Annotated in this window: 12 protein-coding genes; 1 reads left to right on the top strand and 11 read right to left on the bottom strand. The window is 39.9% G+C overall.

Features of this window, described 5'->3' with window-relative positions; genetic code table 11:
* The first annotated feature begins 17 nt into the window (after nucleotides 1-17).
* Nucleotides 18-836, top strand: coding sequence for a helix-turn-helix domain-containing protein (locus CD126_RS07755; RefSeq protein ID WP_049406362.1), 819 nt, complete (start codon nucleotides 18-20; stop codon nucleotides 834-836).
* Between the two features lie 10 nt (nucleotides 837-846).
* On the opposite strand, the gene CD126_RS07750 is transcribed toward CD126_RS07755, so the two are convergent.
* The 11 genes from CD126_RS07750 to CD126_RS07700 all read right to left on the bottom strand — a co-directional run.
* Entirely contained in the window at nucleotides 847-1,170 is a 324-nt protein-coding gene (locus tag CD126_RS07750) for a DMT family transporter (RefSeq protein ID WP_002470909.1), read from the bottom strand.
* A gap of 109 nt (nucleotides 1,171-1,279) precedes the next feature.
* A complete protein-coding gene (locus CD126_RS07745) occupies nucleotides 1,280-2,248 on the bottom strand; it encodes an ImmA/IrrE family metallo-endopeptidase (protein WP_169931263.1) in 969 nt (322 codons plus the stop codon).
* A 294-nt stretch (nucleotides 2,249-2,542) separates the two neighbouring features.
* On the bottom strand, nucleotides 2,543-3,190 hold the full coding sequence (locus tag CD126_RS07740; RefSeq protein ID WP_103370272.1) for a hypothetical protein: 648 nt from the start codon (nucleotides 3,188-3,190) through the stop codon (nucleotides 2,543-2,545).
* Nucleotides 3,191-3,399: 209 nt separating this feature from the next.
* The gene (locus CD126_RS07735) at nucleotides 3,400-4,470 is read right to left on the bottom strand and encodes an NAD(P)-dependent alcohol dehydrogenase (protein WP_049406357.1); all 1,071 of its coding nucleotides are present in this window, start codon (nucleotides 4,468-4,470) and stop codon (nucleotides 3,400-3,402) included.
* 272 nt (nucleotides 4,471-4,742) lie between these two features.
* Nucleotides 4,743-6,065 (bottom strand): APC family permease, encoded by a 1,323-nt coding sequence (locus tag CD126_RS07730; RefSeq protein WP_049406356.1) that lies wholly within the window; start codon nucleotides 6,063-6,065, stop codon nucleotides 4,743-4,745.
* 32 nt (nucleotides 6,066-6,097) lie between these two features.
* Nucleotides 6,098-7,138, bottom strand: a complete 1,041-nt coding sequence (gene tdcB, locus CD126_RS07725) for a bifunctional threonine ammonia-lyase/L-serine ammonia-lyase TdcB (protein WP_049406354.1) — start codon at nucleotides 7,136-7,138, stop codon at nucleotides 6,098-6,100.
* A 46-nt stretch (nucleotides 7,139-7,184) separates the two neighbouring features.
* The gene (locus tag CD126_RS07720) at nucleotides 7,185-8,303 is read right to left on the bottom strand and encodes an alanine dehydrogenase (RefSeq protein ID WP_103370271.1); all 1,119 of its coding nucleotides are present in this window, start codon (nucleotides 8,301-8,303) and stop codon (nucleotides 7,185-7,187) included.
* 365 nt (nucleotides 8,304-8,668) lie between these two features.
* Entirely contained in the window at nucleotides 8,669-9,601 is a 933-nt protein-coding gene (locus CD126_RS07715; protein WP_049406350.1) for an NADP-dependent oxidoreductase, read from the bottom strand.
* Between the two features lie 134 nt (nucleotides 9,602-9,735).
* Entirely contained in the window at nucleotides 9,736-10,782 is a 1,047-nt protein-coding gene (locus CD126_RS07710; RefSeq protein WP_049406349.1) for an NADH:flavin oxidoreductase/NADH oxidase, read from the bottom strand.
* Nucleotides 10,783-11,023: 241 nt separating this feature from the next.
* Nucleotides 11,024-11,905 carry a DMT family transporter gene (locus tag CD126_RS07705; protein WP_103370278.1) on the bottom strand — a complete coding sequence of 294 codons (882 nt, stop codon included), beginning with the start codon at nucleotides 11,903-11,905 and terminating at the stop codon, nucleotides 11,024-11,026.
* A partial coding sequence (locus tag CD126_RS07700; RefSeq protein ID WP_103370270.1) for a 2OG-Fe dioxygenase family protein occupies nucleotides 11,898-12,519 on the bottom strand: 622 nt, incomplete at its 5' end. The genes CD126_RS07700 and CD126_RS07705, both read right to left, overlap by 8 nt.

Genomic DNA, 12,519 nt, shown 5'->3' with positions numbered 1-12,519 from the left:
TCTAAGGGGATTTTAATTTGAGTTATACACTTTCGCATCACACGCAATCATTTAGCCAACAAGAATTCACGAGTTCACTCGATAGTATTTATATATATTTAGTCGTTGAAGGTACAGTATTATTACAATCGGATCAGGAAAGTGAGACTTATCGTGCGGGAGAAATTATTATTACCAACTCACAAAGTACGCTCTACTTTGAGCTGAATCACGCGAGTGTGGCTGTGCTCGTCGTTAATGCTTATACCTATAATCGCTTTACTTTTATCAATAGCGACTTGCAAAATACTCAACTCGAAGAAGCTAAAAATTGTATAAAAGATGCGTTTATTACTTTGGTTAAAAATATCGTTAATCATGAGTCATTTGAAGCAGAAATCCAGTTAATTCGACTCATTAACTGGATTCATAATACTGAGCTAGATGTGTATACCCACGCGACGCAGAAGAAACTGCCCGAAACTGTTCAGCAGGTGATTGATTACATTAATAGTCACTACAAATCTCAACTTTCGCTGAAACAAATTGCGCAAGATTTCTATGTAAATCAAAGTTATCTGTCTCGGAAATTCTCCGAAAGCATGGATATCACGCTGATTAAGTATATTAAAAAGATTAAAATTCAACATATATGTAGAGATCTCTTTCAAGGCTATAAGATTACAGATATTTGGAAAGCCTATCACTTTCCGAGTTATTCCAGTTTCTTAAAGGCCTTTACTGAAATTATCGGAACTACGCCTGAAGCATTTCTTCAAGCGCATCACGAAGAACAAACTTCAACGCCTGTCGTTTCAGCAACTCTTTTAGAGAAAGTGAAAAAATTAGAAGAATAGTAGGTATAAATTAAGAGTTTGAGCCAAATAGATTCAACATCACTACACCTACGATGATTAATATTAGAGAAATGACGCTTACGAGATTCACTTGTTCTTTGAAAAATAAGATAGAAACTAAAGTAGTAAGTACCAAACCAAGCCCGCACCAGCTCGCATAAGCTACGTTAAGTGGTAAATCTCGCATCGTTAATCCTAGTAAATAAATACAGAATAAAAATGTAACAATTGTGCCCATCGTCGGCCATAATTTCGTGAAACCAGACGAGAGTTTCAATAGACTAGTTGCTAAGATTTCCATGACGATTGCAGCTAAAAGGTATAAATATGCAATAGACTATACCTCCATTAGAAAAGCACCCCTTTCCTTTCGAAAAGAGATGCCAAATCATTTATCTTTCCACATTGTACTAGAAACAAGGATTTTTATGCAGAGGTCATGCTTACTTCAGACAACCCGGAGGCTTACCTGAGGGGTGAATTGTAGAGCTTAGGGGCTCCATCAACTTACTATACGTTTTACCATTTACTACTGTTAAATCATAAGCCTCTGTATAAAGTAGCTTTCCTTCCTCGGCCTTGGTCTTCACAGTATTAAGGAAACGGTTATCCATTCGAGATAACTGAACGTTATAATAGCTTGGATGTCCTTTTATTTCATTCTTTTTCTTTAAATTCTCAATCATTTTGTCACTGAAGTAACTATAGAGCTCTTCAAACGTATGATGATTAATTAATTTTAAATTTTTCATTCTTATAGACACTACGAGTTCACTCACAGAATAAGTGGTAGCTATATTAATAATAAAGTCTTTTAATCCTTCTTCCTGTTCTACGTGTGCTTGTCGTAATATAGACTCTGGTAAAAGAATTTCAGCTGCAATTTCACTACAGAACTGTTCTTCTTGAGTTTGATTATTATCTCTTGCAGAGACCACATTATATAACTCATTATTTCCTAACCATATATGAACTAATTCATGGCATAGAGAGAAAAGCTTACCTTTCTCACTATCATTACTATTAATAAAAATGAAAGGTACGTACTCGTCACATATAACAAAAGCTCTAAACTCTTCGATATTTAACTTTCTGTGAGTATTATTTTTAACAATACAATTTTGCATAATTAATATACCTGCATTACTCGCATGTTGTTTCAGTGTTCGAAACGCTGCTCGATTGTTTATATTCCATTCTGTATCTAGGTCTAGTACTTCTTTTATTTTATTAGCCGCTTCTACTGTAGCAGTCTCATGTGTAATACTACCTACGTAGGAAAGTGGATTAAATCCGTCCTCAATCATTGTTTCTTTCATAAACTCTTGTTTTTTCTGCATATCATCAATAATATCGATGAGTTCCCTGCTTGGACGACTGTGCTCTAAATTATCAATAGTTCGATATTTCATCAGTTCAACTTCTTCGTGTGGAGGGGAGTCTAACATCAAATAACCCCACGGTATATTGAGTTTCTTACTTAACTTTTCAAGTTGGGACAATGTAAATTGAGAATCGTTCTCCAGACAATAATCTATATCTTTAATATCTTTTCTAAATCCACTTTACTTTTATCTGACGCATTAATCGCCCACCTTAACACTTCAAGTTTAACTTGAATTTCAACGCTAATATTTCCACCTCCTATATTAAAGGTCTTTTGTTTTGATTTCATTTTACTACGAAAACGTTTGAGCCTATTAATTTTAACAACCCGAATATGGATGTTCCACTCTACAACGTCTTATCAACTCTTGAGCTATCTCTCCTGCTAGACCTTGAAAGTAATATTGTTGATGTGCCGCTATAAATGCACTATCTATTAATTTCATGAGCTTATTTTTACGAAAATGTTGTGAAGAGAATTGAGTTAATATCCAAAGATTTTTCTCAAAAAGCATTCGCAATACTTTAATTTCATTTTGCCGATATTGTTCATAAACTTCAGGGCCACCATCGTTGAAATCCACCCCTAAGTAAGGTAATGATTTTACTAAATTTAGAACATCTTTAAGTGCAACTTCGTGGTACCAATCCTCTAATCTCGCCGTTAAATCTAAACTCTCTAATTCTTCTAACTCAGGACGAACAACTACTTTTTCTAAAATTTCTTTATCCGTATACATCTCTAATTTATAACCATCCGCTTTCTTTCCGTACCTTGCTTGATTTCTATATAGTTTGCTTAAAATAAGAACAATATGCCAACGCGCTACATCTGTGATATGATCGATATCATTAAAATTTCTATGAGTAATTTGTTCATCTAGTATTTTAGTAAGATAATCTGAAACCTCTTCTAATCGATAGAGTCGTCTGATTAATCGATTAATAGTTAGTAATTGATTAGACATTGCATCCGCTCTCTTTCTTTATATTTTTTACTCAGTTTATTACTACCTTTTTAACACAAGTCATCTCTCAACCCCACACAAAAAGCCCCAGCACACGCACTACTTGAGCAGCAATCAACACTGCTACCACTCAAATCGTGCCATACTGGGAATTCAGTCACTTCAACTGTTTCAACTATTCAATTATTAAATCTCTTCAACTACCGTCACTATTCTGGTTTGCCATTTGGATATACCATGACTTTAATAGAGCCGCTCTTATTCGTACGCGTACGTTCCATCGCTTCTTTCGTATCTTCTAAGTCGTAGAAATCTGTGAACATCGTATCGAGGTCGCTTGTCGTATTCGAAAGTAAGTCGATGCCCATTTCGTACGTATTCTCGTATCTGAAGACACCCACGATATTCAATTCGTGGTTCGCTATCCATGGTGCATTGAAACCAACTTCGTCTTGTTGTGTTAGACCAACAATCGCAAGTGTGCCCCCGTTTTTCAATGCGCTAACTGAATTTTTCAATGCTGTTGGGTTGCCTGCTGTTTCGATCGCGTAATCAACGCCCTTGCCTCCTGTGATTGCCTCAATACGTGCGAGCACATCGTCATTTTTAATATTAATCGTATGCGTTGCGCCGAGTTCTTTCGCTTCTTCTAGACGTTTCTCTTCTAAATCTGACACGATAATACGTGTGGCACCAAAGGATTTAGCCGCTAACACGGTCATTAACCCAACTGGCCCCATGCCCATAATTACTACGGTAGAGCCTGCTTTCACTTGCGCCCTTTTACAAGCTTGGATACCGACTGAGAACGGTTCGTTTAACGTCGCTTGCTCGTAAGTTAACTCATCTGGTATGTGATAAAGGAAGTCTGCCGGGTGGCTTAAATACTGGCAGAATGCACCATCAACAGGTGGCGTCGCTAGGAAGACGACGTGAGGACACAGGTTGTATTTACCTTCGCGACAGTGCTCACATCGACCACATGGTACACCAGGTTCGATCGCTACACGGTCACCTTCTTGAAAGTCTGTCACTTCAGATCCCACTGCAACGACCTTTCCTGAACATTCGTGACCTAAGATTAACGGTTCTTTGACGACGAATTCACCCACGCTACCGTGTGCGTAGTAGTGCACGTCTGAGCCACATACGCCGACTGCCATCACTTTCACGAGGACATCCTCTGGTCCGATTTCAGGCACGTCGACCTCCTTGATTTCGATATCATACGGTTCATTCAATAACGCGATGTTCATCTTCTCAGGTAGTTGATTTGTCATGTTAACTCCTCCCTCATCAATCTCTCCACTTCATTTTCTTTCTATATGTAAAATGAAAGCGTTTTCTCTATTTTAGCATTTGCAACGAATTGTTCGCTACATAATGGCTATAATTTTAAATAATCGTCACTTTCCGGTGGTTGGTAAAATGCCCGGGCTCAAGTTGAGTTAAATTTTAAAAAAATGTATGTCGCCAAGCCACGCATGACACACTTTTCCCACCTAAAAAACCTCCAAATTAGCTTGCGCTAACTCAGAGGTTATCGTCTGTCTCAGTGATTCACACGTTTCGTTTTAACCAGATAAATTGGTATACCTAACAAGGTAATCACTACGCCGACTAACACGAGGATCGGTTGAGTAAATAAGGTGTTAATCAGCACGAACACGCCTGCCACTAAAGCGATCAGTGGAATGACTGGGTATAAAGGAACTTTGTACGGACGTGGCAAGTCCGGCTCTCGACGTCGAAGGATAAAGACTGCGAGGAAAGCCATACAGTAGAAAGCCCAGATCACAAAGATCAACATGTTCGTAATCGTATCGAAGGCACCGATGGCCATCATCACTATCGCGATAATGACTTGCACGAGACCACTTGTCCAAGGAGCTTTGCTTGGTGTCAGACTCAAGAAAAACTTACGGAATGGCAATTGATTGTGTTCTGCCATGGCATATGGAATACGCATTCCTGTCATGATATAGCCGTTCATTGTGCCGTAAACTGAAATAAGAATACCAATCGTAACAATCTTACCGCCGTAAGTGCCGAATAAGATCGAAGAGGCATCGCTCGCCGCATTGAGATTACCTACAATTTGGTCAATCGGTAGTGTCATCAGGAACGTCGCATTAATGAGCAAGTAAACAATCATGATTAAACCGATACCTAGGGCGATGGCACCTGGTAAGTGTTTCTTCGGATTCTTCATTTCACCTGCGATATTGCCGACGTGAATCCAACCGTCATAGGCGAACATTGTCGCAAGCAAGCCGCTTCCTAATGCTGTAAACCATCCTGAATGTGTGCCGTTCGTAATAGGAAACAGGGAGAATTGAACATCATTCTTCGCAAACAAACCAAAGATGACAATTAACGCGATCGGTATCAACTTGATGACGAGTGTAATCGTTTGAAGATAACCGCCTGCTTTTGAACCTAAACAGTTGATGAATAGAATCGAGAGCGCACTTACCACTGCAATCGGAAGTAAGTAAATCGCATTCAGATGTAATAAATTGACGACTTGCGTCCCAAAGACGATGGCTAAGGCCGCGATGTTAGCTGGGAAGTATATAAAGGCTTGAGCCCAACCGGAAAGGAAGCCCCAGAAATCACCGTACGTATACTTAATATATTTCGTTAAACCACCCGTCTCAGGTATAGCAGCCGCAAGTTCTGCCCCAGTGAGACCAGCACAGATCGTCATTATGCCTCCAATAAACCACACGAATATCGCCATGCTTGTCGATCCTGTTACTTCGGTTACGCTCGATACTTTAAAGAAGACGCCGGCTCCAATAACGGAACCCATAACGAGTGAGAGCGCTGCGAAGAAACCGATGTTCTTGTTCAACCCTTTATCGTTACTCATTGTGAATCCTCCCTGTTCTTCAATGTTTCAACTTATCCGACCACGCCCTCGCTCGTATCCGCAGGTTTCAATAAATGGTCGATAATATCAGATACACGTGTGAGGTCAACATTCCCACCAGACACGAGTGCAACAATGTTCTTGTCTTTTAAATAATAAGGGTCAATTTTACCACTAATCAAGGCAGCAGTCGGTAAGGCACCTGCACCTTCAGTAACTATCTTCGTCCGTTGCATGAGGTGACGCATCGCGCTTGAAATCTCTTCTTCGGAGACGAGGATAAATTCGTCGACGAGCTTATCGACGACTTCAAACGTCTTGTCACCTGGGATCGCCACTTCAGTACCATCCGCAATCGTATGATCCGTGAATTGAGAAGTAATCTTGCCGGCCTCGATGGAAGTCGCCATGCCGTGCACATTCTCAGACTGGACGCCAATGATGTGGATGTTCGGGTTAAAGGATTTCAAAGCCGTCGCTACGCCGGAAATCAAACCGCCGCCTCCAACAGGGAGCACAACTGTATCGACGTTCCAAATAGAATCGAGAATTTCCAAGCCAATTGTACCTTGGCCGGCCATAACTTCACTATCGTCATATGGATGGACGATTGTCTTGCCTGTCTCTTTCGCCATTTGTTCCATGTAAAGTCGGGAATCATTAAAGGTGTCGCCTTCGAGAATTACTTCAGCACCGTAGCCTCGTGTCGCTTCTTGTTTCGCGATAGGTGCTTCGTTCGGCATGATGACCGTCGTCTTGATGTCGAGGAGTTTACCGGTCAATGCAAGTCCTTGTGCATGGTTACCTGCTGACGCTGTGATAATCCCTTTCTCTTTCTGCTCATCAGTTAAGTGCAGAATCTTGTTTAATGCGCCTCGAAATTTAAACGAACCTGTAAACTGCATGTTCTCTAATTTCAAGAATACGTTACCGCCTGTGACATTATTACTTAAAAACATGGACTGAATCAAAGGTGTATGACGGACGTAATGTCGGATATAAGATTTCGCTTCTTTAATATCATGTATATCACAGAATGATTCGGTTTGTAATACGATACTGTTTGTAGACATAATTCGCATCTTCTTTCTCTATATATTCATTATGCTGAGTCACAAGTTAAGATAACAACGTACTAAGTTCTTCATATTGCATATCATGAGAGTCGGCTAAACCTTTATTGGTCACGTGGCCTTGATAAACGTTGACTCCTGTCGCTAAGGCATCACATTCTTTAATCGCTTGGTCGAGTCCTTTCGTGCTAATGGCGTGGAGATATTCCAAGTTTCCTGCTGCCAACGCCATAGTGGATGTACGTGGTACAGCGCCTGGTTGGTTCGGCACGGCATAGTGTACGACACCGTCTTCTACGTACACAGGGTCGCTAATCGTTGTTGGTCGAATGCCTTCAACGTTACCACCTTGGTCGATCGCAATATCCACGAGCACGGTTCCTTCTTTCATTGATTTCACCATGTCTCGCGTCACGAGTTTCGGTGGTTTCGAACCTGGAATTAGAATTGTGGAGATAAAGACGTCTGCTTCTTTAATTTCTTTCGCTAGATTTTCTTCATTCGATTTCACTACGCGTACATTTTGCCCTTTAAAATGTTCTTCAAGCCACTTGATGCGTTCATCTTTTAGTTCGATAATCGTGATTTCTGCTTGGAGACCTAAACCAATCGTTGCGGCATTGACAGCTGCAGAACCACCACCGAAGATAACGACTTTTCCAGATGGAATACCAGAAATGACGTCAATCCCTGAGATTAGAATACCTTCACCTTGATGCTGCGCTTCTAGATAGTACGCGCCCATGAGCATTGAACGACGTCCTGCAATGGCACTCATTGGTGCTAAAAGTGGCGCACCACCGTCAATTTCAATCGTTTCGCCGCCAATTGCTGTGACACCTGCTTCTTGCATCGCTTCCACCGTTTCTTTAGACGAAGCTAGGTGTTGGAATCCCCAAATAATTTGTCCTTTTTTAAAGTATTGGAACTCTTTCTTATCCGGTTCTTTAACTTTAACTATGAGGTCAGACTGCCAGCCCTCTTCGTGAGAAACAATACGTGCACCCGCTGATTCGTACTCTTCGTTTGTGAAACCAGAACCGACACCTGCATCTCGTTCCACGAGTACTTCGTTGCCCGCTTCAGTCAGCTTCTGAGCATTCTCAGGCGTACATGCGACACGTCCTTCACCAGGTTTTAATTCTTTAATGATTCCAATCTTCATTTCAAAACAACTCCTTGTGAATTTTTTCACATAAAACATAGCTCTCAAATTTATTAAAGTCAAATTTTTATCTATTGGAATTTTTCTTTTCTACTTTTATAAAAGAGTATTATTGTATTTTAAACTATAAAGAATCTTATAATGACGGGGATTATTCGATTTCAGAGCGGGTGTAAAATTGGTCCTCTGTCTCAGAAATGTCATAATTTGGGAAGAAGGTTTGGGAGAATGAAAACGATGTAGAAGTATTAAATCGCACGAAAAAGTCATCATACTGACACAAGATTGTACGCAGAAAGTCAAAAATAGAACAAGCGGCGTTATCTTGTAACAAGACAACGCCGCCCAAAATATTCGATAGTTTATTATGATTTATTGTTTAAGACAATTTTACCACGAGCGTGACCGTTCTCACTTAAACGATGCGCATCTCTCACTGCAGAAAGTGGGAAGATCGCTTCGAAATAAGCTTTAATCACGCCATAGCCATAGAGATTCACGACTTCTTGTAAATCATCACGATTCAACTGCGTCCAAGTAAAGTAAGCTTTGATGCCCTTCGCTTCTGCTTTATCTTGATCCACAGGACCTCGAATAGAAATCAAACGTCCACCTGCTTTCAGCACGTCATAGCTACGTTCAAGCGTTTCACCTGCTTGTGTATCGAGCACGATATCGTAGTCCTGAATCACATCTTCAAAGTGTTCGGTATGATAATCGATGACCACATCCGCGCCGATGGACTTCAAGAAGGCATGGTTGCGTGGGCTTGCGGTAGTTGCGACATAAGCACCTTTCGCTTTAGCTAACTGGATGCCGAAGATCCCCACTGCGCCAGCACCTCCATGAATGAGCACTTTGTCACCGTGTTGCAATTCACCATATTTCATTAACGCTTGATATACAGTGAGGCCATTAATCGGTATTACCGCTGCTTCTTCAAAGGAGAGTGATTCAGGTTTCTTCACTACCGTCTCTTGATTGACGGCAATATATTCCGCATAGCCGCCCTGTTTGTCTAAACGTTGTGTCGCCACGACAGGTGTGCCTACCTCAAGTCCTTTGACATTGTCACCTACTTGTTTCACTGTTCCTGAAACATCCCAGCCAAGTATCAATGGCATGGGGTAATCAATCTTTCCAGCCTGTTCTCCACGTCTCACGTGCCAATCGTAAGGGCTGATACCTGTATTCTCAACTTCAATCAATACTTCATCTGCGCTAATTTCAGGTATTGGCATGTCGCGTTCTTGCAATACCTCTACTTCACCATATGATTCAATTGCATAAGCTCTCATCGTAGCTCCTCCTTAATATGATTTTGTCGATTTGCTGGTTATTTTGAGTTGTAAAATGATTTCTAGGTTAAAAATTATTCAAAACTTTCTCGTTCTTAACCGTAAACGCATTGTATAAGTATTCGATCCAATTCTTAATGTCCTCTAAAACCTGCTTGATATTGACGCGGTACGATTTGCGTTTTATCTATCTTGTGAAGTTGATTATTCGCTTCTAATGCCCAATAAGGATTTCTCAATAAACCACGTCCGATCGCCACAATATCTGCATCTGCGTTACCGATTGTGGCATTAGCTAAAGCAAAGTCATCAAGTCGTCCGACCGCAATGACGGGAATATCCAAGGCTTGTCTAATTTGACGCGCATAAGGCACTTGATAACCTGCGTGTGTACCTGGCTTACCGAACGGAGGAATAGGCCCTTCGCCACCAGCAGATACGTCAATAATGTCTGCACCCGCTTCATGATAAGCATGAGCAACTTCAATACCACCTTGAATATCATATCCATCTTCAACGAATTCTGTACCTGAAATACGAACGATGAGTGGCATATTGTCAGGCATTTCTTCTTTCGCTGCAGCTATAATCTTCTCACCAAACAGAGTAAGTCGTTCGCCAAATTCGTCTGAACGTTGATTAGAACGTGGAGAATGGAATTCGTGAATTAAATAACCATGCGCACCATGAATTTCAATTGCATCAAAGCCTGCTTCTACAGCTGCACGTACAGAATGACGATATTTCTTAATCATGTCGTACACTTCTTCAGTTTCTAGTGGACGCGGTGTCTTAAATGAGGCATCGAATGGAATTGCTGACGGTCCGACAGGCGTTTCTGCATCTTCAGCTTTACGGCCAGCATGCCCGATTTGTATTGCAGCTTTAGCCCCATAATGATGAATGCCATCTACGATTTCTTTAAATTTCTCTTTCTGCGTATCATTCCATAACCCTAAGCAATAATCGGTAATACGTCCATCTGGCTCAACATTCGTCATTTCCACCATGACAAGCCCTGTACCACCAATTGCTCGGCTCAAGTAGTGATGATAATGCCAATCCGTAGGCACACCATCTTTCTTCTCTACACTATACTGACACATCGGAGACATCATAATACGGTTCTTCAACTCTAGACCTTTAAAGGTAAAAGGCGTGAACAAGTGATCATCTTTCATCGTTTTTCGCTCCTTTTATAATTTGTATGCACATGCATATATTCACATAGGACAATACTAAAGTCAATTTTAAAAAACGGAAGGCGGAAAAAGTGTTGCCGTAAATCTGTCACCTGACACATTCCATCAATTTCAGTTAAACTCGATATGACTAGTAAAAAAGCACCTTACATCAACTCAGCATGTAAAAAAATTAAGATGTTTAGACGCTAAGTTGAAATAAAGTGCTTATTTCGTCGATTCAATGCGATTCTGTATTTAAAGAAGTTAGGGTAACGCCGAAAAGTATGATTATTCCACCTAATAAAGCAAGTAGAGTTGGGATTTCACCTACTAATATGAAAGCTAAAAGAAGCGCGATTGCAGGTGTTAAATATAAAGAAATCGTCGCATCTGATACACCTACTTTATCAATAGTGTAAGCCAAGCAGATATAAGGTATGACGGTCGGGAAGATACCCAAATATATCACGGCCATTATAGAAATCACATTAGCATGCGGAATTTGATGAACGCTATCAGGTAAAAATATAACCATACATAATGCTCCAGCAATAATAGTATAAATCGTAAATGGAATGAATCCATATTTATTTAAATAATATTTTTGAAAAGCGAAATATATACTCTCTCCAAAAGATGCTAAAAGAATCAGCACTACTCCTATAAGCGCTACGTTCAATTTGTGATGATCTCCTAAAGATATAAAACCTACTCCAATAAATGCGATTAAAGAACCTATCCAAGCTTTAGTCGAAAAACACTCTTTTAAAAATATTTTCGCAAGTAATGCAGAAAATATAGGTGTTGTCGAAACTAATAAACTTGCTACCCCTGCACTAACATAATACTCCCCTATTCCTAAAGCTGTGTGATACACCGTAAAACCACAAAAACCTAATAATAAAATGACAGGAACATCTTTGAATTGAGGTAGAGGTATCTTTTTAACGACGGCAAAGAAAAATAGTATAAGTGCTCCAATCAATAACCTTAAAGTCGCTAAATCTATAGCTTTAAAAGCATGTAAAGCAACTTTAATCATTGGAAAAGCTGAAGCCCAAAGCATGATAGTTAGTGCAAAAGCAAAAATAATAGACTTACGATATTTCAAATTACTCATCGACATCAGCAACTACCGTTAGTTGGTAGTCAATAAGTAGCACACTTCGTACACCTTCTCCATCTTCTTCATCCAATTCAATTGGGCTGACGTAGTGACTTACATCAGGGTCGTGGACACCATATGATTCTAATGCTTTGTTTATTTCAAATTCTTCGATTATTTCCTCTTCACTAATTTGTTCTGGAGTATAACCAGCATTATGAGGCTGAGCTATGACATTTACTCCCCCCTTAACGTTTTTTCTTTCTATTAGATGGGCAAACGTAAAAGGCTCTCCATCTTGATGCAAGCAATTTGGAGAAGAAACAGCTTTATCACTTTTTTCTTTAACATTAAGTTTTACAAAATGAACCCCAACGTGAATTGGTAAAATCTTATCTTCTTCACTCCAAAAAGTTTCTTTGTAATCTTGTAATATAATAGTTTGTAGCAATTTGTTATCTAAAATTCGCTGATCAATAGAATAAAATTTTCTATAGGCACCTGGATGTTCAGGGTTAAATTTTCCTTGAAAGTAAGCTGAATAACTCTTACCACTTTCTTCAATGGTCGGTAACCAAAAAATATTATTTGTATTAGGTAAAATTATCGCTCTAGAATATCTTCTATAT

It is taken from the genome of Staphylococcus pettenkoferi (assembly GCF_002902685.1).
In the GTDB taxonomy this organism is placed as follows: Bacteria; Bacillota; Bacilli; order Staphylococcales; family Staphylococcaceae; genus Staphylococcus; species Staphylococcus pettenkoferi.
Note: the sequence above shows the minus strand (reverse complement) of the source record. Positions and strands in the feature narration are given on the sequence as shown.